The organism is Runella defluvii (assembly GCF_014195535.1).
GTDB lineage: Bacteria > Bacteroidota > Bacteroidia > Cytophagales > Spirosomataceae > Runella > Runella defluvii.
This window is the reverse complement of the sequence record NZ_JACIBY010000001.1, coordinates 206,516-229,039: the sequence shown is the minus strand read 5'-3', so window position 1 is coordinate 229,039 and position 22,524 is coordinate 206,516. Positions and strand designations below refer to the sequence as shown.

The 22,524-nt window shown below is 48.6% G+C and carries 15 protein-coding genes; 4 read left to right on the top strand and 11 right to left on the bottom strand.

What is annotated here, in order from left to right:
* Positions 1-78: 78 nt before the first annotated feature.
* The 4 genes from FHS57_RS00870 to FHS57_RS00855 all read right to left on the bottom strand — a co-directional run bounded on the left by FHS57_RS00870 (position 79) and on the right by FHS57_RS00855 (position 6,487).
* The gene (locus FHS57_RS00870; protein ID WP_183970977.1) at positions 79-1,647 is read right to left on the bottom strand and encodes an N-acyl-D-amino-acid deacylase family protein; all 1,569 of its coding nucleotides are present in this window, start codon (positions 1,645-1,647) and stop codon (positions 79-81) included.
* 133 nt (positions 1,648-1,780) lie between these two features.
* Positions 1,781-3,598 carry a M14 family metallopeptidase gene (locus FHS57_RS00865; RefSeq protein WP_183970976.1) on the bottom strand — a complete coding sequence of 606 codons (1,818 nt, stop codon included), beginning with the start codon at positions 3,596-3,598 and terminating at the stop codon, positions 1,781-1,783.
* A gap of 33 nt (positions 3,599-3,631) precedes the next feature.
* Positions 3,632-5,428, bottom strand: coding sequence for a M14 family metallopeptidase (locus FHS57_RS00860; protein WP_183970975.1), 1,797 nt, complete (start codon positions 5,426-5,428; stop codon positions 3,632-3,634).
* A gap of 126 nt (positions 5,429-5,554) precedes the next feature.
* The gene (locus FHS57_RS00855; RefSeq protein WP_183970974.1) at positions 5,555-6,487 is read right to left on the bottom strand and encodes an SGNH/GDSL hydrolase family protein; all 933 of its coding nucleotides are present in this window, start codon (positions 6,485-6,487) and stop codon (positions 5,555-5,557) included.
* A gap of 48 nt (positions 6,488-6,535) precedes the next feature.
* Between FHS57_RS00855 and FHS57_RS00850 the strand changes: the two genes are divergently transcribed.
* Complete coding sequence (locus tag FHS57_RS00850; protein ID WP_183970973.1) at positions 6,536-7,525, top strand: ABC transporter ATP-binding protein; 990 nt, start codon at positions 6,536-6,538, stop codon at positions 7,523-7,525.
* Between the two features lie 9 nt (positions 7,526-7,534).
* Positions 7,535-10,837 (top strand): S41 family peptidase, encoded by a 3,303-nt coding sequence (locus tag FHS57_RS00845; protein WP_183970972.1) that lies wholly within the window; start codon positions 7,535-7,537, stop codon positions 10,835-10,837.
* 268 nt (positions 10,838-11,105) lie between these two features.
* Here FHS57_RS00845 and FHS57_RS00840 read toward each other — a convergent pair whose 3' ends face one another.
* From FHS57_RS00840 to FHS57_RS00815, 6 genes are all read right to left on the bottom strand, one after another.
* Positions 11,106-12,116 (bottom strand): PDDEXK nuclease domain-containing protein, encoded by a 1,011-nt coding sequence (locus tag FHS57_RS00840; protein WP_183970971.1) that lies wholly within the window; start codon positions 12,114-12,116, stop codon positions 11,106-11,108.
* Positions 12,117-12,132: 16 nt separating this feature from the next.
* Positions 12,133-13,506, bottom strand: coding sequence for a neutral/alkaline non-lysosomal ceramidase N-terminal domain-containing protein (locus FHS57_RS00835; protein WP_183970970.1), 1,374 nt, complete (start codon positions 13,504-13,506; stop codon positions 12,133-12,135).
* Between the two features lie 86 nt (positions 13,507-13,592).
* Positions 13,593-14,171, bottom strand: a complete 579-nt coding sequence (locus FHS57_RS00830) for a LutC/YkgG family protein (protein ID WP_183970969.1) — start codon at positions 14,169-14,171, stop codon at positions 13,593-13,595.
* A gap of 260 nt (positions 14,172-14,431) precedes the next feature.
* The gene (locus FHS57_RS00825) at positions 14,432-15,790 is read right to left on the bottom strand and encodes a lactate utilization protein B (protein WP_183970968.1); all 1,359 of its coding nucleotides are present in this window, start codon (positions 15,788-15,790) and stop codon (positions 14,432-14,434) included.
* A gap of 65 nt (positions 15,791-15,855) precedes the next feature.
* Complete coding sequence (locus FHS57_RS00820) at positions 15,856-16,593, bottom strand: (Fe-S)-binding protein (RefSeq protein ID WP_183970967.1); 738 nt, start codon at positions 16,591-16,593, stop codon at positions 15,856-15,858.
* A gap of 56 nt (positions 16,594-16,649) precedes the next feature.
* Positions 16,650-17,816, bottom strand: coding sequence for an FG-GAP repeat domain-containing protein (locus FHS57_RS00815; RefSeq protein ID WP_183970966.1), 1,167 nt, complete (start codon positions 17,814-17,816; stop codon positions 16,650-16,652).
* Positions 17,817-18,029: 213 nt separating this feature from the next.
* Between FHS57_RS00815 and FHS57_RS00810 the strand changes: the two genes are divergently transcribed.
* Positions 18,030-18,656, top strand: a complete 627-nt coding sequence (locus tag FHS57_RS00810; RefSeq protein ID WP_183970965.1) for a DUF1016 N-terminal domain-containing protein — start codon at positions 18,030-18,032, stop codon at positions 18,654-18,656.
* A gap of 251 nt (positions 18,657-18,907) precedes the next feature.
* Positions 18,908-19,396 carry an SRPBCC family protein gene (locus FHS57_RS00805; protein ID WP_183970964.1) on the top strand — a complete coding sequence of 163 codons (489 nt, stop codon included), beginning with the start codon at positions 18,908-18,910 and terminating at the stop codon, positions 19,394-19,396.
* Between the two features lie 36 nt (positions 19,397-19,432).
* On the opposite strand, the gene FHS57_RS00800 is transcribed toward FHS57_RS00805, so the two are convergent.
* Complete coding sequence (locus FHS57_RS00800) at positions 19,433-22,504, bottom strand: PVC-type heme-binding CxxCH protein (protein WP_183970963.1); 3,072 nt, start codon at positions 22,502-22,504, stop codon at positions 19,433-19,435.
* Positions 22,505-22,524: the final 20 nt, after the last annotated feature.

The window sequence follows — 22,524 nt, the reverse complement described above, 5'->3', positions numbered from 1 at the left end:
AATTTCCTCTTCTGATTTTATTAGGCGAATTTCCTAATTTTCTTGCAGCAACACTAACACAATTTAGTTAGTGGTCAATTAATTAAAAATACGCAGTACTTTCCCCACTCGTAGCCCCGTGTGTTTTTCTTCATCCACCACCAATTGACCATTCACCACCACGTATTTTATGCCCTTAGAATACTGGTGAGGACGGTCGTAGGTAGAGGCGTCGATGATGGTATTTTCGTCAAATACAACCACATCAGCCTGCATGTTTGATTGCAAGAGTCCTCGGCCTTGCAGTCTAAACTTTTGGGCAGGAAGCGAAGTCATGCGGCGAATGGCTTCTTCCAACGGAATGATTTTCTTTTGACGAACATAATAGCCCAGCACGCGCGCATTGGTACCATACCCACGCGGATGAGGGACACCAAAGTTATAGACCCGAATCGACGCATCCGACGCAAACATATTTTGGGGATAACGCATGATGTTTTCCACATCCCAATCACCCATTCCGTGGAAAACCATGCTGGCGTTGCCTTTCAGCACCAATTCTAAAATGGTTTCGGCCTCAGCTTCCGCTTTGTGTTTTCGTCCTTTGAGGAGGTTGATTTCCTCTAAGTTTTTTCCGTTAAGCGATGGGTCTGGGTCGTAGGAAGCGACTACCGCATACGTAAAATGTTTTTGTTGGCGGCGTTTTAAAGTAGCTACCATGTCTTTCACCATCCGTTCGTGCGTGGTAGGATTAGCCACGCGGGCTTTGATAGAATCTTGCCCACCTGCCAACGACCAACTCGGCAGCAACGTCGTTAAACCCGTGCTACTGGCAGTATAAGGGTATTGGTCAATCGTGACGTCGATGCCTTCGCGGCGCGCGCTTTCGACCGCCGCCAAGGTTTCTTTCGAGCGCCCCCAGTTGTTTTGCCCACTTACTTTAAAGTGTGAAATTTGAACAGGAATGCCCGTTTCTCGGCCTATTAACACTGCTTCTTCGATGGCTTTGAGAACGTCATCACCTTCCGAACGAATGTGTGACGCATACACGCCGCCGTAGCGAGCCGCTACCCGCGCTAGTCCCACGATTTCGTCGGTAGTCGAAAAAGTCCCTGGAATATAAATCAGGCCCGTTGCCAACCCTGCGGCTCCGTTTTTCATCGCTTTTTCTACCAAGGCTTCCATCTTTTTTTGTTCGTCGGGCGTAGCAGGGCGGTTGACGGTACCCATCACGGCTTGGCGGACGTCGTTATGGCCAATCATCGACGCTACATTAACTGAGGTTTTGAGGCTGTCTAATTGCCCAAAATAACGTCCTAAATCCACGTTCGACAAGCCACAGTTTCCCGTTACGACGGTCGTGACGCCGTCATAAATAAAATTATCAGCCGTGGGGACACGAAATTCGTCTTCTTCAATGTGGGTATGAACATCAATAAAACCTGGGCAAACAATCAATCCTTTGGCATCTACGATGCGTTTGGCCGTGGCAGAAGGTAGTGAACCCACCTTTGCAACTTTTCCGTCTTTGATGGCTACATCGGCATTAAACCACGCATTGCCCGTCCCATCTACTACTTTCCCTCCTCGAATCAGCAAATCGTATTGTTGAGCAAAAAGCGTTAGATGTACCAAAAGAGCAGCCAGCGTCAAGCAAAAGTGTTTCATTGTAAAAAGTGGTTTGGTTCAACATAGGCGCGGGTTGTGAGCAACCCGCTTCACATTAAAAATACAAAAAGCGGTTGACATCACGCCAACCGCTTTTAAAGTTATTGTTCGTTCCCTAAAATCGGGGCACTATTTATTGGGTTTTTGAAACGATACCCCCTTTGCGGCTATCGACTTCTACCGTCCATTTGTCGGCTTTACCTTTCACAATCCAGCGAACTTTTACGGCATTACCGCCAGCACCGCCGCCGAAAGGCCCACCGCCGCCGCCAAAGCCACCACCAACCGTACCAGGAAGATTAGGAACCTCAATCGTTTGTGGGTTGTATTTTTGCTCACGCGTAAGACCCAAATCATCGTTTTCCACAATCATACCCGCTACAACTTGCGCGTTTTTCAAGGTAATGTAATCAGGACGTTCGATTTTGAAACGAAGGTCATGCGCTGAGTGGGTCGGGATAGCCCGTTGGTTTTGAATCGTAGCTGTTACTTCGCTAAGTCCATTGGCTAAAGCGCGTGACTTGATGTCCACAATCTCGATTTTAGGCATGTGGTACGCGTGCAACATCGTGAAGGCCATGTTACGGTGTCCTTCTTCTTCTAATAAGAAACCTGGGGTGTTACGGATATAATTCTTTTTCGTTCCACCAATCTCAATATCACCGTATTGTGGGTGCTTAAATGGCTTCCATTTTACGTAGCTATCGCCCAACAACAGATACTTATCAAACTCTTCAAATTCAACGTTTTGGTTTCTATTTTCGGTTGAATTTTTGTTAAACATGCGGTACGCAGTATTGATTTCGTTAGAAAACATAAACACCCCACGTCCTAGGCCAATCCAGTCGATTTCACCACCATAAACGGTGTATAAATCTTTCCAAAGTACAAAATAACGGTACCCAGGAATCATCTTTTCTCCCGTTTTTCCGATGACATCATACACGGCGATGTCCGACTGTGGAACGTACATCGCATCTTCCTCCGCGCCTGGAGGACGTAAGAACATTCCCCCAAAGTTGTGGTAGCTTTGGGCTCCTGCGATGTTTGAGTGGCTATAGAAAAATTTCTTCACGTTTTGCGTTTCGGGCAAACTTCCAGGGTAGAACAATGCACCACCTTGGATATAGTCTGGCTGCCAGCCCCAGCCCCAGTCGCGGTTCGGGTCGTATGCGCCAGGGTTATCTTCGTTGACACGTCCGTCGCCATCGTTGTCAATTCCCTCAAAACCAAGCAATTCGTACTCGCCTTTTTCGTCAGGCTTTGCCAAAATCATACGTTCAGGAAACTCAGGATCAATTTTATAACGTCCCGTTGGTGACTTGCGGCGCATGTTCACAATGTGCCCATCACCGTCCAAATCATCGTACGAATCTTCGTCCACCAAGCCATCGCCATCGTCATCCAACGGCATCATACCCGAACGCGACGAACTTGTGGTATTAGCTTTATGAATAAAATTCTCGTGTGCATCAGGGTTCAATGATGGCAAAATGTAGAACGTACGGCCTTTGAGCATGTCCGTTACAAAATCCATTTTACCAAAGCTTTCGGCCAAATACCAAGCCGTGTACATCGCAAATTGCGTTCCTTGAAGCTCGTTTGCGTGGATGTTCCCGTCAATCCAAAACGCAGGCTTAGACTCAGGGCGGCCACTCTTAAAATCGGTGATGGTGATGACGTACATTTCGCGGCCTTGGTACGACTTTCCGATAGATTCGTATTTGACCAAGTCAGGATACGCTTTAGCCAACTCTTGGGTGAGTTTGTTGAAACCAGCGTAATCCATGTAATAATTCCACGCCCATTTTACTTTCGGATTGGCAGGCGAACCAATCGCCCGCATTCCCGTCAGGTCAGCGTCGATATTGGGTGCTGTTTGCGCCATTACGCCCATGTACATAGGAGCGCAAAGCGTAGCAGTTATGATTGATTTTATGTATTTTTTCATTGGAAATTTCGATTAACGATTTGCGGAACAAATTTACTTCAACGTCACCTCGGTCGATTGTACGCCTGCCGTTGGGCATCCAGCCTCAATCGTAAGTTTGCCAGTACCCGACACAAGCCACGTATATTCTTCTGACTCATCTACCCCCAACGCACCTCTGAGGTTGAGACGTTTTCCTGAAACAATCGCTTGGCCACTGCCCAATTTAAGTTCCGTTTTTACTTTTTGAACAAAGCGAACGCGGTCACCAATTTCGGCATACGTTGGCAATAAACCTTTGTTGATAACCGTCGCTGTGATGCGCGTCAAGTTATTTCCAAGTGATTCGGTTTTTACATTTACCAACTGAATTTCTGGCATTTGAGCACCTAATCCTGACAAAAACTTGAGGTGTTTGTCAGCAACAGGCTCTAAATAAGAAAGTGGTGGGTTCAATTTTACAAATGGAGCTACGCCACCAACTTCTACTTTTTGGTTAGGGAAATCAGGATGTTGAACGGCTTTCCAATCCACAAAAACGCCCGTCAATTTTTCTTTGTCCGCCCATTTCAAGAAACGAGTATCGTCTTCGCTTGCATTGGCAGCACTTGCCGAAGCTGCTGCGGCTGCCGCAGCGGCCGCACCACCACCGCCCATCATGCCACCCGCTCGGCCACCACCGCCACCACCTGCTGCGGGAGCTGCGGCACCTGATGGAGCAGCCCCTGCACCTGAAGGAGCAGCAGCGCCAGTACCACGACGTGTAGAGTCGCGTGGGGCTTCGACTTTAGGCACCCACCAACCTGGGGTAGTAAAGCTGTAACGACCCGCGTGGAAATACGCCGTTTGCGAGAAGTTTCCACGGGTTTGTGGCATCGCTGGCGCATCTTTCATAGCCGTACGACTGTTGTACAACTTCGACACTTGCTCCATCGCTTTGGCATCTTTAGAAAGTGGTCCCGTGATGATACGACGAGCTACTTTAGACGCATCGAAACGCGGCGCTTCGCTAAGGTTGTTGTTAGGGCCAAAAGTCAATACCGCAAAAATATTTGGCGCACGGTACAAGAAGTCAAGCAAGGCGCGTACTTCGGGTTCAGAAGCAGCGTACTCGCCCGAGCCTGTCACGAAAATTTGGTAGTCAAACGTAAAGTTGCGCTCTGGGTTGATACCTCCTTGACCGTCTTCGTTATAAACGCGGTCTTTGTCGTTGTCAATCCCTTCACTGTGCAACAAATACTTACCTACTTCTCCCTTGGTAGGGTCGGCTTTCACCATGATTCGTGGGTCTTCTTTGCTCGCAACAAACGACCCTGTTGGATCTTCTACCCGCATCCAAGTAATCATTCCGTCACCGTTGAGGTCTTCAAACGGGTCTTCGTCGAGGCGGCCATCGCGGTCGTCATCGGCTTTGGTATCATTTCCAGTACGTTCAAATTTTAGCTTTGCCGCAAACTGCTCCTGCGCATCAGGATTCATGCTTGGCAAAAAATAAAACGTTTTGGTTGTCAATAATTTAGCAATACTATCAGCATTGGCCGAAGCAAGCATTTTTTCAGCCGTTTGAATGGCCAACTCCGTTCCAGCTAAGTGCGTACCGTTTAGCCCTGCCACGACCAGGATGGCAGGTTTTTTGGTCGCATCTCCTTTTCCAAGCGTAAGCAACCACAGGTCGCGCCCGCCTGCGCTCTTGCCAATCGAGCTAACGGTGGCTTGGGCAGCGTATTTTGTGGAGAGGTTTTTGAGACGAGTGGAAAGTTGGGCGTGATTGTTGTAGGACGTCTGCGCCTGACTGACGGACGCCATTCCTACCAACGCCACCACTCCTCCGTAGAGTAATTGACGAATCATTTGGGTTTGGTTTTTAGTTTGACACGGCAATTTACTACAAGAAATGTGACACTTCTACCCAATCAGGTAAAGAGAGCGATAAAAACCAAATTTGTATAGAGATAAGGCGAAGTTTTGGCTCCTTTTTTATTTTAATAGCGCCCTGATTTCCTGCTCTATCTCCGCCGCCTTCTTTTGGGCTTCTTCCAGCGGGAGCCCCACTTTCATTTCGGGGCGTTTGTGTTTTGTGGCCGTCAGCCAGGCATCTTTCATCAGCGCTTGGCGTTGTTGAACCAACTTAAAAACCGCTTCCGACGAGGGGCGGTCGGGCAGGGCGCTCTTGGGTGTCCCCGCTTTAGCGACCTGTTTTTCACCCAAATACAAAAGCACTTGTTTGGCCATAATCCAGTGCCCAACCTCGCCAGGATGCACGCCATCTTCGGCCAAAGTAAAGCCCGAAAGACCAAATTGCTCGTCGATTTTGCGGTGGGCGTCGAGGTAGGTTTTCATGGGGTAATGAATGTCGATAATTTCCCACTTTCTGGTTTTCCGTAAACTCAGCAACCAATCAGAATATCGGTCGAGAACGGCAGCGTAACCTGCATTTTTCCCGCGCAATTCGTCAAAAATAGGGGGAGTAAGGTGAACAATTTTTACGCCCGTTTTTTCTACTTCTTCGTGCAGCCATTCGATTCCTTCCCGAAACTTTTGAAAACGGTCTTCTCCAAACGGCAAATAAATACCGTCGTTCATGCCGTAGCAAGCAAAGACCAAGTCGGGTTTGGTGGCTTTGAGCACACGGTCGAGGCGTTCGTGCAAATCGGGACGGGGGAAACGTCCACCCGCGTGGCCTTCTTCCGACAGCCCCGAAACGGTTTCGCTGGGTAGCCCTACGTTGATAAATTCAATCGAACGCTGCGGATAATGCGTCACAAAATAGGCTTCAATGTCGGTTACGTAACTTCCTGCGTACGTAATGCTATTTCCCACAAACAACACCCGACGTACCTGCGGCGGGATGCCTTGGGAGAAACTCAATTGAGCAACCAACAAAAAGAGAAGAATTCGTAGAAATGGCATTTTATCAACTTGTTTTGTGTTCACCAACAAAAGAAACTAAACGTCGGAATGTACTCTTTGTTAGAATTACGTCATCTTTCTAAAAACTACCCACCTCAATCGGTTTTATCCGACATTCAGTTAGAACTTCAAACAGGAGAAATTCTTGGCCTTTTGGGCGAAAGTGGTTCGGGAAAAAGTACGTTATTGCGTTTGGCAGCGGGGCTGATTGACCCCGATGAAGGTGAAATTTGGCTCAACGGCGAAAAATTACGCCTTGCCAGCGACCAGCTCATTCCTGGGCATCCTGACATTAAAATTGTCCACCAAGACTATAATCTATCGTTGCCCATCAGTGTTCGGGAAAACATTGCGTACGCGCTTCGGTATTACCAAAAAGCCTATCGCGACGAGCGGGTGGACGAGCTTATCGAGCTTTGCCACTTAGAAACGGTGGCCGACAAACCCGCCAAATCGCTGTCGGGCGGGGAAAAACAGCGCACCGCCATTGCCCGCGCGCTGGCCGAAGAAGCCAAAGTATTGCTCCTCGACGAACCGTTTGCGCACTTGGATTTTGCCAATCGCCGTCGCCTTGCCCAAACCATCCGTACACTGGCCGAAGAAACGGGGACTGCCTGCATTTTTGTCACCCACGATGCCCCCGATGCCCTCAGTTTGTCGGACCGAATGGGGATTTTATACCAAGGGAAGTTATTACAAATGGGCACGCCCCAAGAAGTATATCAACAACCCATCAGTGAGTACGTAGCGGAGTTGACGGGAGAAATCAATGTTGTGCCTCGCAATACGTTTGAGCAGTTTTTTGGAACTCCTCCCCGACCGTCTGACACCTTGCTGATTCGCCCTGAGCAACTGATCATTACCGAAACCGAAGGCACGCAAGGCATTTGGGCAACGGTAGAGCGAAGCATTTTTGAAGGCAGCCGCTACCGAATTCAGGTAACCGCTGAACAACAATCGTTCATCGTGTATGCTCCGATTGCGTTTCCCAAAGAGAAAAGCGTATTTTTGAGGTATATTTTTCCAACAACCTACTAACCACTTTCTATGAAACTAACCTCTTTACTCTCCCTCGCGGCGGGGGTTTTGTGCAGCGTGTCGGCTATCGGCCAAGGCACACGACTGTTGCGCCAGCCTACCGTCAGCGACCGCTCCGTGGTCTTTGTCTATGCCGATGATTTGTGGATGGCCGACCGCGACGGTGGCGCTGCCCGCCGCCTTACCACGCACGAAGGCACCGAATCACTTCCGCATTTTTCGCCCGATGGCAGCATGATTGCCTTTTCGGCTCAGTACGGCGGCAACACCGACGTGTATGTGATGCCTGCCACGGGCGGTGAACCCAAACGTCTTACGTGGCACCCAGGCGAAGATGCTGTGCAAGGTTGGACACCCGACGGCGCCAGCATTGTCTTTCGTTCGGGACGAAGCGGCTACCCAACGGCCCTGACCAAATTATTAAAAGTGAGTTTTAAAGGGGGGTTCCAAGAAGAACTTCCCATGCCACAAGCCTACGCGGGGGAAGTATCGCCCGATGGCCAAATGGCGGCTTACCAAACCATTGGTTTTTGGGACCCTGAATGGCGCAACTACCGAGGCGGACAAGCCCAGCCGATTTGGATTGTGGATTTGAAAACGCTCTCGCTCAAAACCACTCCCCAAACCGACCGCGAACGCCATACCGACCCTGTTTGGTACAAAAACGTCGTTTACTTTTTGTCGGAACGCGATTATGCCAACAACGTATGGTCGTTTAATCCCAAAACCAACGAACTCAAACAGGTAACGTTTCACAAAGATTTTGATGTAAAAGGCTTAGACGCCTCCAACGACCGTATTGTGTATGAACAAGGCGGCTATTTGCATTTGCTCGACCCCCAAACGGGGCAAGCCAAGCAGCTCGTTATCAACGTTCAAGGGGATTTTACGTGGGCTACGCCGCGTTGGCAGGACGTCCGTTCGGGAGGTTTACTCAATGCGTCGCTTTCTCCTACGGGCAAACGTGCGTTGTTTGAATACCGTGGCGATATTTTTACCGTACCCAAAGAAAACGGCGATTGGCGCAACATCAGTCACAGTTCAGGCGTGGCCGACCGCTACCCTACGTGGTCGCCCGACGGGCAGAAAATAGCGTGGTTTTCGGACGCGAGCGGTGAATATCAATTGATGGTTTCGGACCAAGAAGGGCTTCAAAAACCCAAAGCGATTTCGTTGCCTTCGCCTACATTTTACTTCCGCCCCGCGTGGTCGTCGGACAACAAACACCTTGCCTACACCGACACTGATTATAATTTATGGGTGATAAATACCGAAACGGGGCAACCCAAAAAGATAGACACCGAGCGCTACGCCCATCCCAACCGCAGCCTTAACCCTGTATGGTCGCCTGATGGCAAATGGATTGCTTACGCCCGCCTTTTGGACAATCAATACAAAGCCATCAAAGTCTATAACATCGAGACAGGCGCTAGTCACCAACTGACCGATGGGATGTCAGATGCGATGTCGCCCGTGTGGGATGCCAGCGGAAAGTATCTGTATTTTTTGGCCAGTACCAACTTTGCCCTCAATACGGGTTGGCTCGACATGAGCTCCTACGAACGCCCCGTTACGCGCGGCGTGTATATGCTCATTCTGGCCAAAGGTGAACCTTCGCCTTTTTTGCCCAAAAGCGACGAGGAAGAAGCCCCCAAAGTAGAGAAGAAGGAAGCTGCTCCTGCCAAAACCGACGACAAGACCAAAACCGAGCCTAAAAAAGACGAAAAACCCACGGAAGCAAAAAAAGAAGTTTTGGTAAAAATTGACCTAGAAGGCATCGACCAGCGGATTTTGGCACTTCCCAAAGTAGCATTAAAAGAATACGACGAAATCATTGCAGGGCCTGAAGGTAGTTTATTTTTTACCGAAAATGTCCCTGACCAATCGGGCATGACGCTGCACAAATACACGTTGAAAGACCAGAAACGGGAGGAGTTTTTGAAAGGAATTCAGGAAGCAATTACCTCACACGACCGCAAAAACCTGCTTTACCGCAGCGGAACTACGTGGGGAATCGCCAATGCAACCGCCGCCACGGCAAAAATGGGTGACGGTCGCCTCAACACCAGTGAAATGAAACTATGGGTGGACCCGAAAGCCGAATACAAGCAAATTTTCCGCGAAGGATGGCGCTATCAACGCGATTTCTTGTACGTCAGCAATGTACACGGAGCTCCTTGGAACGACATCTATAAGTGGTACTCACCTTGGGTAGAACACGTACGCCACCGCACCGACCTCAACTACGTGGTGGATATTTTGGGGGGCGAAGTGGCCGTGGGGCACTCCTATACCTCAGGAGGTGATTTCCCAACCCTCGACAACAACAACCCTGCGGGGCTTTTGGGGGCTGATTTTACAATCGTAAACGGCTTTTACCGCATCAAGCGCATTCTGACGGGCGAAAACTGGAATCCTGACTTGCGAGCGCCTTTGTCTAGCCCTGGCATCGACGTAAAAGAAGGCGATTATTTATTGGAAATCAACGGTATTCTCCTCACCGCCGACGTGGATATTTACAGTTTGCTGGAAGGCACGGCCAACCGACAAATTAAAATTAAGGTCAATGCTACGCCTGATTTGGCCACGGCCAAATCGGTTACGGTCGTGCCCGTCGCCAACGAAACCCAGCTTCGAACGCGGGCTTGGGTGGAAGGCAATCGCCGTAAGGTGGATGAGCTTTCTAAGGGACAATTGGCTTACGTTTGGATTCCTAACACGGGCAACGGTGGTTACGAATATTTTAACCGTTATTATTTTGCCCAACAAGACAAAAAAGGCGCAGTTATCGACGAACGCAACAACGGTGGTGGCTCAGCTGCTGACTACATCGTGGACGTATTGGCCCGAAAACTGCAAGGATATTTCAACAGCCGCGCCAACGACCACAAACCTTTCACGACGCCGATGTCAGGCTTGTGGGGGCCTAAAGTAATGATTGTCAACGAGCGCGCAGGGTCGGGCGGCGACTTGATGCCGTTTTTGTTCCGCCAAGCCAAAGTGGGTCCACTCGTAGGCACCCGCACGTGGGGCGGATTGGTCGGTACGTGGGACACGCCACCGTTTATCGACGGTGGACGCATGGTAGCTCCGCGCGGTGGTTTTTATGACGTGGACGGAAAATGGGCGGTAGAAGGCGAAGGCATTGCCCCTGACATTGAGGTACACCAAGACCCCGCCAAAGTAGCCAAGGGAGAAGACCCGCAACTCGAAAAATCGGTACAGGTGGCGTTGGACTTGCTAAAAACCCAAGGCGTCACGCTCAAGCCTGAGCCAGCGGCTCCTATTCGTTATAAAAGACCGCAGAAATAGCATTGAACCTTGGAAAGGTTGAAAAACCTTTCCAAGACATTTTCACTCTGTGTCGAGTACGTGGGGAGGCTGTGATGAGGGTTGCTCACAACCCGAACACTTACAAATGTTGTGCTTTTTTCTACAAATGTTACGCCTCGCTGAGGCTTTGGGGATGTTGTGATAAGGGTTGCTCACAACCCGAATACCTTGTCGATATTTTCAGAGGGCGTCGGAGACGCTGTGCCTTTGTTACCCCAAATCACAGTTTGGGGCAAACTGCTTTACTTCATTCCAATAACCTGCGATTTTCGATTCTTTCTTTGGCTTCCAACAATGCTTGATGAAGTTTGGCCTCCAATTCATGTTTAGGCGGAAGCTCTGTCCAGTATTCAGCTACTATAATCCCATCTTTGTGCATTTCGAGGAGTTCAATTTGTTCGTGACTAGCTTCGGCACACAAGATGAGTCCTATAGGAGCTTCTTCACCTTCTTGTCGTTCATAACGATTGAGCCACTTCAAGTAAAGTTCCATTTGCCCTTTAAACTTTGCCTGAAATTTCCCAATTTTCAGTTCGATTGCCACCAGTCGCCTCAATCTGCGATGATAAAAAAGTAAATCTAGGTAAAAATCCTCGCCATCAATAATCATTCTTTTTTGGCGCTCGACAAACGCAAAACCCCGCCCTAACTCTAAGATAAACTGTTCGAGTTCTCGGAGTATAGCATTTTCAAGGTCGTTTTCGAGGTAGTCATTTTTTAACCCTAAAAAATCCAGGAAATAGGGGTCTTTGAAGATATTGGGCGCAATCAACGTCTCTGTAATCGGCAGTTGGCTATTGGAAATGGTAGTGCGTTCAAAAACCTTTTGATTGATTTGACTTCGCAGTTCTCTTTTGCCCCAAGCGCCCTGTACAGCTTTTTGAGCATAAAAAAGTTGCGCTTCTTGATTTTTGAGTGGTAAGAGAATCAAGAAATGTGACCAACTCAATTGTCGTGCCAGTGGCACGACAATTTGAAAGTCGTTGAATTGCTCGGCAAATTGCGACATTCTTCGCAGGTTTTTTTCCTCGAAGTTTCGCCCGTATTTTTCCTTCAATTTTGTTGAGAGTGTCGAAAAAATACGCTTACCATAATCGGCTCTTTGATTTTGAAGAATGTATTCATTGATATGTTTTCCTACTTCCCAAAATAGCAATGTCAATTCACTATTTACCTGAATAGCTACTTGTTTTTTGCTATGCTCAATTAGGTTTAAAAGCTGTTCAAGCAGCTTTTGTTCATGAATTTCAATGGCCATCTCTATAATTCCTCTTTTACGACATCTTATCCACCAAATCCCGCACAATTTCCTGAAAATACGCGCCGTTGTACGGACCAAACCAATTCATGGTGAGGGTTTCGTAGGTGTCTCTTCCGTAGTATTTGTCGGGGGTAATGTAGCCGATATACCCTCCATTGAAGCTTGTTACCATCAATTTAAGGCCCTTTTTTTCGGCGTAGGCGCTCATCTCTGCCACCAATTCCCCCGAAAAATCGCAAGGAAAACCTACCATTAGAACGTTGCCAATGCGTAGCGTTTTTACGTAATTGGGAAAATCGCCAAACGCCCAATGAAATACCCACGGACGTAGTCGCCACCCCAACGTAACGCGGGGATTAGGCTCTCGGAGCGGAATGGTGAGCGTTTCGATGCGCAAGGCAGGGTTTTCAAAGGGCTTCAGTTGGAGCAATTGTTTTTGCACGTCCGACTCCAAGCTGTCGGCTTCGGTGGCTACTTTGACCCAATCCGAATCCGACTCTACGCCCACTTTAGGCCCCATACTTCCGACCGCTCCCGAAAGAAATACCGCAAAGTTGGCTTCGCCTTTTTCCAACGAATCGACTAATACACCTGGGTAATCGCGAGAGAGGACGATATTGTCCGAACTTGTAATCGTAGAGTGAGCCGCGTACGAGCAAATCAAGGCTTTTTGCCCATCGCTACGTACGAGCTGAATGGTACGAACAAACGGGTCAATTGTTCCTTCATCAAACGCTCGATTGCGTACTTTTGCCGTATCGGCCAACTGATGATACGCCACCGTAGCAGGTTTCAGGTCTTTTTGTGCCAAAGTCACGGCTTTTACGATGGCGTCGGCCACCCATGTCACGTTGTCGGGATTAAATTTCCCCCCAAACAATTCGCCCACAATGCCACCACTCCATCCGCCCATGCTGTTGTGGGTGTGGGTAGCACCAAAATACACTTGTTCAAACGGAATGCCCGTGGCCGAAAGCTTGGTTTTTACTTGCTCGGTCACGGCAGGGGGAAGAATCAATAAATCGGCCACCACCATCGCCGCTTTGGTATTTCCGTTATCAAACACCACCGCCCGAACGTAAATAGAATCATGCACCGATTTGTACAAAGCCCCCCGACGCACTCCGTAACCCGCGGTAGGAGTCGGAGATTTGGGCGTGAAATTTACTTTGGCCCAACCGACCTTGAATGAATTAGGAGTTACGAGTGAGGAATGACGAGTGGTGTCGGTGGCAGTTAAGCCATTCACTGACTTTTTCCAGTCTTGGTAATAGCTGGTTTGTTGGTAAGGCGTATCATCGACGGGAGCGAGCATACAGGCCAACAAGGCGACAATTAGCAATAAAATAACGCCAAGTACTTTGAGAAGAATCTTTAAGAATCGCATACGAATGAAAAATTGCTTGTATAAAAAACTTCCCGAAAGTTAATGCACTTTCGGGAAGCCACTTTTAGCAAAGTTTCACCTTTTTTTCAATCTATCAAAAAGGCTACCATCGACTTAGGGCCATGCGCGCCCAAGACCAGCGATTGTTCGATGTCGGCAGTTTTGGAAGGCCCTGCGATGAAAGCGCCAAAACCGTATTCGGCCGCGCCGATTTGGGCGTAAGCGTGGTGCATCTTGGGCAAAATCGCCGATTTTTGAATGACTAATGCCAGTGTTTCGGCAATAAAAGGCGTCACTCGCTGCCCCATCTCGGCTTCTGTGACCCACACCGCCGAATTTTCAGCAACGGCAAATTGTCCTTGTAAAATGGCCAATCCTACGTCGTCCAACGAATGAGGGTCAGACGTTAGCCAACTTTGCTGGGCCATGTCTGCCAATGGTGCAAGATTGGTGACCATACGCCGCCCCGCAAAGTGCGTTTGAACGTACTGTTGGATTTCTTCCCAACTGCGCACTTCCACCACCGTACCACCGATGGTCGTCAGTACCGAGGTAAACTGCGCGACCAAATCGCTGTAGGGGTTTCCAAAATCTTGTATATCTGGTAGCGGTGTCAGCGTGGGTTTGTTTTTGGCCACGGCCGCTAATATTTTTTCACGACTCATTTTTTACTTGTTTTGGCGTTCTGTTTCGGGTTTACTGTTTACAGTTTGGGGTTTGCTGTTTCGGGTTTCTTTTTTAGAAAAAGATTTGTTTTGCGGCTGAACTCGTCGGGTTGGGAGCAACCCTCTGCACAACACAAAAAACAGGAAACTGCAAACAGGAAACTCCAAACTTTTTGGTACTTCTGAACTCGTCGGGTTGGGAGCAACCCTCCACACGCGAAAAACTCCAAACCGTAAACACTAAACAAGGAACCGAATAACTACTTCCGATTCTTCTTATACCATTCTCCAAACGACTCTTTGGGAGGTTCGGGCATTTCGCGTTGTTTGTACCAAGGATTCAAGGAGTTGTTGACTACAAACGGTGTATTTGACAACGTCAAACGGCCTATTTTTCCCGAAAAACGATACACCGATGGGCTCGACAATACCGCCGCCATCGCTTTCATTCCTATCGTTTTGGCAGTAGGTGAATGTCCGCTTTTGGTAAGTACTTGTCGCCAGCTGTAAAGTTGTTCGTGGATGTTGATTTTGACGGGACAAACGTTCGAGCAACTTCCGCACAACGTACTTGCAAACGGCAAATCAGCGTTTTTGGTCATGTCCAAATTGGGCGCCAAAATCGACCCAATCGGTCCTGCCACGGCATTGTGGTAACTGTGTCCACCACTGCGACGATACACAGGACACGTATTCATACAAGCCCCACAACGGATACATTTGAGCGAGTTACGAAACTCCTCCCGTCCCAGCTGTCGAGAGCGGCCATTGTCCACCAATACGATGTGCATTTGCTGTCCTTCGCGGGGTTTGGCAAAGTGGCTCGAATAAGTTGTAATAGGCTGTCCCGTGGCAGAACGCGCCAACAGACGCAAGAAAACCCCCAAATGCTTGCGTTTAGGGACGATTTTTTCGATGCCCATGCACGCAATGTGAACATCGGCTAAGTGCGTCCCCATGTCGGCATTCCCTTCGTTGGTACAGACCACAAACTCGCCCGTTTCGGCAACGGCGAAGTTCACCCCCGTCAGGGCCACACGACGCGTCAAAAACTTCTCACGCAGGTGTTCGCGGGCGGCCAACGTCAACGTCGATGGGTCAGCGCAGCCTTCGGGTGTACCCAAATGTTTGTGAAACAAAACGCCGATTTCCTCTTTTTTCCAGTGAATGCAGGGCATTACGATGTGGCTTGGTGGCTCGTCGGCCAACTGCACGATGCGTTCGCCCAAGTCGGTATCAATCACCTCAACGCCATTTTCGGCCAAAAAAGGGTTCAAATGGCACTCTTCGGTCAGCATCGACTTGCTTTTCACGATTTGTTGGATGCCTTGCTCTTTCAAAATCGAAAGGACAATTTGATTGTGTTCGTGCGCATCAGCGGCCCAGTGAACGGTGACGCCGTTGGCCTTGGCATTTTTTTCAAACTCAATCAAGTACGTGTCTAAGTTGGACAGTACGTTGTGTTTTATCTGCGACGCCGTGTTGCGTAAATCTTCCCATTCGGGAATGGCAAACGCCGCTCGGTCGCGTTTTTGGCGCACCCACCAGAGCGTTTCGTCGTGCCAGGTAGTGCGGTCAAAATCTTTATTAAATTTATCAGCAGCCTCAGAATGATTCATAACCGACTAGTTTCTAGGAGAATGTAAAAATCCTTCTCCCGTCAGGAGAGGGATATAAGATGAGGTTAATTCGCCGTTAAGATTTCGGCGATGTGCATTACTTTGATGGGCAACTCGCGGCGGCGAATGATGCCCTCTAAGTGCATCAAACACGACATATCGCCTCCTGTCAGGACTTGAGTACCGTTCTTGATGTGGTCGTCAATGCGGTCAACACCCATACGCGCCGAAACTGCTTCTTCGGCCACGCAAAACGTTCCACCAAATCCACAGCATTCATCTCTACGCGTGAGTTGTACCAATTCTATCCCATCGACCATTCGCAAGAGCTTTTCAGGTTTTGAGAACGCAGGCGCTACCAACTCCGACATCTGCGAAAGGTGCAATCCGCGCTGCCCGTGGCAACTTTGGTGCAGCCCTACCCGATACGGAAAATGCGCCGATAGGTTTTCGACTTTGAGCACATCGGTCAAAAACTCCGTCAGTTCATACACCCGTTGGCGGATGTGCGTCGCTTTCGCTTCCCCCTCACCTTCGGTATGCAAGTGTTCTTTGATGTGCAAGACACAGCTACCCGACGGCCCAACGATGTAGTCAAAATCAGCAAAATTTTGAACAAAAAGGCGGTTGCAATCATGCGTCAGGTGTTCATAGCCAGAATTGGCCATGGGCTGACCACAGCAGGTTTGGTTGGCGGGATACCCCACCTCACAACCAAATTTCTCTAACAATTGGAGTGTAGCAATACCCACTTTGGGGTAAAACTGATCTACATAACACGGGATGAATAAACCAACTTTCATACGACAAACATACGACAGCTTCTTTCAAAATTCTGTCCTGTACGCACCTGTTTTATTTATTTCTGTTGAAGAAACACGTGGGCTCCTTTTTTGTTTGCAGTAATGATGTCCAGCAGCCCGTCGCGGTTCATGTCTTCCACTACCAAATGCAGCCCTACGCCCGAGTTATCGTCAATCTGGTGCGGAATCCACGTTGGGTTAGGGCCAGGTTTAAACTCAAACCAATACAATACGGCAGGCTCAAACGCCCCTGGGTCTTTGCCGTTATGGGCAAAAAAGCGCTTGCCCGTCACCAAATCGGGGTTTCCATCTTTGTTGATGTCGGCCAAGGCCAAGCCGTGGGTTTGTGAAAATAGTTTCCCAATTTCGTGTTTTTCCCAGGTCGGATTCCCTTGCGCATCTTTGCCTTGCTGATGCCACCACATGCCGTATTTGTGCGCCGACATGCTAATGACGTCTTTTAGGCCGTCTTTATTGACATCGAGTAGGTACATTTGCGAGCATTCTTCCCCCAAATTGGCTCGGTGAAACGTCCAATTCGGCTGCGTACGATCCGCAGGGGCTTCCCACCAACCTTCACGCATCAGCACATCCAACCGCCCATCGCCGTTCATGTCCACCACGCCCAAGCCGTGGGTGTATTTGTGTATTCCAATATTGTCGGTACTAATCACGTAGCGTTTCCACTCGGTATCACCTTTTTTGAAAGGAGCTTTGAGCCAAATCATTTGCTTGGCTTCGGGGTCGTTTCCGATGATATCAAGACGTCCGTCGCCGTCGAGATCTGTAAAAGCAGGCGACTCATTTCCAATGGATTTGTGAATGGTGTACGCTTTCCAATGCCCCGCTTTATTTTTGGGATTTTCGTACCAAACCACCGATTCTCCTGGGGTATCGACGCGAATAAAGTCTATCCAACCGTCTTGATTGACGTCCATGCTAAAGTTCAAAAACGAATTGCTGTAGCCACCGTTGACCGTAAATGTATCGCCTTTAGCAATTTCGTGCTGTTTCCAGTTAGGTGCTTCGTACCAAAACGCCCCCGACAGCACATCTTTTTTTCCGTCGCGGTTGACGTCGCCCACGGCTACGCCTTCGGAAAAGAACATTTTCGTGAGCACTTGTTTTTGAAATTTGATGGGGCGGTTGGTTTGCGCAGAAGCAGGCAAGCTCATCCACACTAGAAGTAGCCCAAAGGCTAGAGACAACGAATACGTTTTCATTTTTGGGGAGAAAAAGGAGTTTAGAAAAGGGGTGAGAATTTTTAATTAAAGTGTCCCTCCCCTCCTTTTTTACCCACAGTTGGTTTGTTTTTTCGGAGAAGTGGGCGAACGTAAAGTCTGCCTTCCTATCTTTGACCTTTCAAAAATTCATTAGACTCCAACGAAATTGCAAGAACTCTGAACATTAACACAAAAGGTTTATTAAAAAGAGGGATGAGCAAAGAAATTGAAATCGTAAAATACCAATCGTTGCTTGGCGAAATAAAAAGCGCCATACAGCAAGCACGTCTTCGCGCCTCACTTGCCGTAAATACCGAAATGATATTGTTGTATTGGCAAACGGGTAGAATGATAGCCGAACGCCAACAGCAAGAAGGGTGGTCAGCAAAGGTAATTCCCAGGTTAACAGCAGATTTGAAGCAAGCCTTTCCCGACCTTAAAGGTTTTTCAGAAAGAAACTTGGGCTATATGTTGCGTTTTGCCTTAGAATATCCCGAAATCCCAATTTTGCAACAGGCTGTTGCAAAAATACCTTGGGGGCATCATATCTTGTTGATGGAAAAAGTGAAAGATAAAATTGTACGCCATTGGTATATGCAGCAAACCATTGAAAAAAGTTGGAGTCGAGATTGGCTGCTCAACGCCATAAAAATGGACAGTTACGCCTACGCCCAAAAGCAAATCAAATCACATAATTTTAACAAAACACTTCCCGAAATTGATGCTGATTATGCCAACGAAGTGTTTAAAGACGCGTACAATCTTGGTTTCTTAGGCATAACCGAAAAAGTGAAAGAAGCGGAATTGGAAAAACGATTAGTAGAAAAAATAAAATTGTAGCCGAATATCAACTCTTATTGCCCAAAGATGAGCTACAAGCCTTAATAATGAACGAAATCTCGGCGATTGAACAAGAAAACAATCAATAAGTCATCGACAAACTCCTCATTCCTTCCCACCTACCCAACGTTTAAGCTACGTTTATTTTTTTCAACACAAATTTTGAGAAACCGAAAAGTTGCACATATATTTGCAACCAGTCAGTTTCTCAATTGAAAAAACCAATTATCAACCATTTAAACATACTAAACATGAACCATTTATTGTTTGACTTTACCGTTGATAAAGCCGCTAAATCGGTTTTCATAACCCGCGAATTTGCCGCTGACCTTTCGCTGGTTTGGGACGCCTTCACAAAACAAGAAATTCTTGACCAATGGTGGGCTCCCAAACCTTGGACCTCAAAAACCAAAGTAATGGACTTTACCGTAGGTGGTAAAAGGTTTTATGCCATGGTAAGTCCCGAAGGACACATGACGTGGTCGCTCCAGAAATATACTTCCATCACGCCAAAAACCAATTTTAAGTACTTGAGCGCATTTGCGGATGCCGACGAAAACCCCAACCTTCCAGGTTCTGATTGGGATTATAGCTTCGGTGAGGAAAACGGCAAGACAAAAGTTAGCATTGTCATCTACAACGACTCGCTCGAACGGATGGAGAAAATGATTGAAATGGGCTTCAAAGAAGGATTTACGGCGACCTTGGATGAACTCGACCACCTATTGGCATCCCTTTAGCCACGTTTAATATGTTCAACCAACTATCACCATCCACTACTTCGTTTTCAATAAAAATCCCAAAAGCGCATAAAAGTCCTTTTCAGGAATGGTATTTCTGAATTGGTCGGGCATCAAGGTGTATTTAGAGGCTTTGTAGTCTTTGATGTCATTTTTCACTACCGAAAACTCCTGTCCTGCGTTGTTGGCAAAAATCATCGTTTGTCCTTCCGTGCGGCGATACAGTCCCGTCATGGTTTGGCCGTTGTTGAGCGTAATGTTGTAATTCCGAAACGCCTCCGAGATATTCCGATTGGGGTCTAATATCTTTTCCGAAAGTGCTTTTTTACCCCAATTCCCAATCCCGTCCAACTGCGGGCCAATCAACCCACCCGCACCTTTGATTTGGTGACACGAACTGCAATTTTGTACAAATACACTTTTGCCCGCCTCGGCCGTTGCTTTCGACGACTCAAAACCCGCCAAACGCGCCTGAATCAGTTGTTGACGTTCCTCAAACTCATTGGCGCTCCCCGCCGTCAATTCGTTGAGCAAAGCTTGCTGCTTAGGCGTCATCTTCGACGCCAAGCGCTCTTTCACCGCTCCTTCCCTGACCACGTCCACGTTGATTTCTTCTTCTTTTAAGGCATTGAGCAATTGGTCAATGCCCGACTCGGAGTTGGCCAACGCCGCCGCAATCACCCCTTGTAAGCTACGCGCCCCCCCGTTTAGTCCTTTTCGCAGCCATCCGTTTACTTCAGGCGTATGGGTACGCGTCAGTACCCCAACCAGTTTTTCCCGTAAGGATACCCTTTCCGAACGTTCCAAAAACACCCCGCCAATCAGCGGCGTGTACGCGGAAGCATCGGTGCTCATGAGCGCACTGGCAGCGGCTACCCGCACTCGGTCGTCGGCTTGGGTATTTTTAAACAAACGAAGCACCGACGGCTCCAACGATTTGCTCTTAAACTCGCCCGCTACCTCGGCCGCCTGCACCCGCCGCGCCACTTGCTGAGCCGTTTCTTTTTCCACCAACGGTTGTTCCAAATACTGCTTTGCCAGTGTTGTCCCCCACTCTTGCATACGGCTAGTCACCGTTTTTCCTCCCTGCGCCAGTCCTCTTCGCAGCGCGTTATAAAACGCAAATTGCCCTTCGCGGTTATCTGCGTAACGTTTTTCCAAAGAGCCAATGGTTTCGTTGAGCGCAAGGGCATCCGTATAGCGAGCGGTGTATTCCAGGTACTTGGCCAACTCGTCGGTGGGCAATGAGCGTTGGGTAGCATATTCCAAAACAAAGGATGCCACTTCGGGCGAGGAAACATCCACCGCCGCTTTGCTTAAAATAGCTCGTTGGGTCTCGCTCCAAGTCGCGCTTGCCACCTGACGAATCATGCCTTTTGCAGCCAAATTTGTACGTATAGCTAGCAGGGTTGTGTATTTCAAATGCGAATCTTCGTCGTTGGTTTGTTGGTACAAATCCGCCAATGGAGCGATATTTTTCAACGCAGGAAAACGGGTCAAAACTTCGGCCGCTACTCGGCGTACAAAAGAGTCTTTATCGGCCAATGCTCCCACAGCCAATGCCTGATGGGCATCGCTAATGGCCGCCGACTCCGCCAATACGCGGTATCCGTGTACTTGCACCAGTGGGTCGGGATGGTGCAGGGCTTTTTCCAAGGCCGAAGTGGGCAGAGCGTTTAAGCGGTGAAGTATCCAAAGCCCCTGCACAAACACCTTAGCATCGGTCGTAGGCGAGGCCAGCAACTGCGACACAGGCGGAATAGCCTTTTCTTTCCAGCCATCCACCAAACGATCCGCTATTTTTAGACGAACGTTGAGCTGGGGATGGCTCAACCCTGCCACCAACTCGTCGATAGAGGCTTTTGACCAATCTTTCAAAGAGGGTTGGGCGGAGCTCCCTTTGTAAGTAATCCGCCAAATACGTCCACTGGTGCGGTCGCGGCCTGGGTGATTGAGCGGTACTTCGTAGTGACCAATGATTCGATTGTAGAAATCGGCAATATAGAGCGCTCCGTCGGGGCCAACTTTCACATCCACGGGACGAAACCAAGGGTCGTCGCTGACCAAAAAATCGGCTTCTTTGTGCGCCACGGGTGTTGAGCCATTGTAGGTAATGGTGTTGCGGTTGATGCGACACGTAACCACGTCGCCGTTGTAAAAACTGTTGCGGTATTCGGCAGGAAACTGCTCGCCAATGTAATACACCAAGCCCGAAAGCGCCGTTGAGCCTAGTTCGTAGCTCATCATTTCGGGACCAAAACCAATCCCCGTTGGTTTCTTGCCAAAATGTGGATAATCAGCGCCTTTAATGAGCTGGTAAATGGGTTTGGAGTGACAATCGACGGAGTACAAAAACCCGCGTTCGTCGTAGGCATATCCAAACGGATTGACACGCCCGTAGGTGGTTTGTTCTACGCGACTGCCGTCGGTTCGAAAGCGAAAGGTATTGCCCGATACCATCGTCACCGAATCACCATCGGTACCCGCGATTTTGGACGTATTGGTAAAACCGTGGCACGAGTGCATCCAACCGTCAAACCCACGTACAAAATTGCTCACCATTCCGTGGGTATCTTTGTAGCCAAACTCCCCCAAAACCACTTTTCGGTGGTCGGCTTTGCCATCGTTGTTGGCATCAGTAAAATGATAGACGTTGGGAATGCTGTACGCAATAGCACCGTCGGTTACGGGCATGATGCCAATAGGAATAGTGAGCCCATCCTGAAAATCAGTAAATTTATCGGCTTTCCCGTCGCCGTTGGTATCTTCTAAAATGGTGATTTTATCTTTCCCTCCCCCCGAAACCGCAGGCATCGGATAATCAAGCGAGTGCGAAACCCACAGCCGCCCGCGGTCGTCAAACTCTATATTGATGGGTTTGGCAATCTGGGGTTCGGACGCAAAAAGCGTAATTTCAAAACCTGGCGGCAGCGTGAACCCTCGACGTTCTTGCTCAGGCGTCCGAAACTCGGTAGTGCGAACGTGGTCGGCAAATTTATCTTTAGAAACTACTTGTTTTTGCGGTACACTGCAACCCTGCGCATATAGCAACAACAAGCCCGTACTAAGTAATAAGGGTTTAGGAGGAAACGAAATGATGTTTTTCATTTTTCGAGAAGAAGAAATCG

What these genes read in the sequence shown, in the direction of transcription:
- FHS57_RS00870 (WP_183970977.1), bottom strand. Translation starts at nt 1,647, where the DNA reads ATGAAACACTTTTGCTTGACGCTGGCTGCTCTTTTGGTACATCTAACG.
- FHS57_RS00865 (WP_183970976.1), bottom strand. Translation starts at nt 3,598, where the DNA reads ATGAAAAAATACATAAAATCAATCATAACTGCTACGCTTTGCGCTCCT.
- FHS57_RS00860 (WP_183970975.1), bottom strand. Translation starts at nt 5,428, where the DNA reads ATGATTCGTCAATTACTCTACGGAGGAGTGGTGGCGTTGGTAGGAATG.
- FHS57_RS00855 (WP_183970974.1), bottom strand. Translation starts at nt 6,487, where the DNA reads ATGCCATTTCTACGAATTCTTCTCTTTTTGTTGGTTGCTCAATTGAGT.
- FHS57_RS00850 (WP_183970973.1), top strand. Translation starts at nt 6,536, where the DNA reads ATGTACTCTTTGTTAGAATTACGTCATCTTTCTAAAAACTACCCACCT.
- FHS57_RS00845 (WP_183970972.1), top strand. Translation starts at nt 7,535, where the DNA reads ATGAAACTAACCTCTTTACTCTCCCTCGCGGCGGGGGTTTTGTGCAGC.
- FHS57_RS00840 (WP_183970971.1), bottom strand. Translation starts at nt 12,116, where the DNA reads ATGGCCATTGAAATTCATGAACAAAAGCTGCTTGAACAGCTTTTAAAC.
- FHS57_RS00835 (WP_183970970.1), bottom strand. Translation starts at nt 13,506, where the DNA reads ATGCGATTCTTAAAGATTCTTCTCAAAGTACTTGGCGTTATTTTATTG.
- FHS57_RS00830 (WP_183970969.1), bottom strand. Translation starts at nt 14,171, where the DNA reads ATGAGTCGTGAAAAAATATTAGCGGCCGTGGCCAAAAACAAACCCACG.
- FHS57_RS00825 (WP_183970968.1), bottom strand. Translation starts at nt 15,790, where the DNA reads ATGAATCATTCTGAGGCTGCTGATAAATTTAATAAAGATTTTGACCGC.
- FHS57_RS00820 (WP_183970967.1), bottom strand. Translation starts at nt 16,593, where the DNA reads ATGAAAGTTGGTTTATTCATCCCGTGTTATGTAGATCAGTTTTACCCC.
- FHS57_RS00815 (WP_183970966.1), bottom strand. Translation starts at nt 17,816, where the DNA reads ATGAAAACGTATTCGTTGTCTCTAGCCTTTGGGCTACTTCTAGTGTGG.
- FHS57_RS00810 (WP_183970965.1), top strand. Translation starts at nt 18,030, where the DNA reads ATGAGCAAAGAAATTGAAATCGTAAAATACCAATCGTTGCTTGGCGAA.
- FHS57_RS00805 (WP_183970964.1), top strand. Translation starts at nt 18,908, where the DNA reads ATGAACCATTTATTGTTTGACTTTACCGTTGATAAAGCCGCTAAATCG.
- FHS57_RS00800 (WP_183970963.1), bottom strand. Translation starts at nt 22,504, where the DNA reads ATGAAAAACATCATTTCGTTTCCTCCTAAACCCTTATTACTTAGTACG.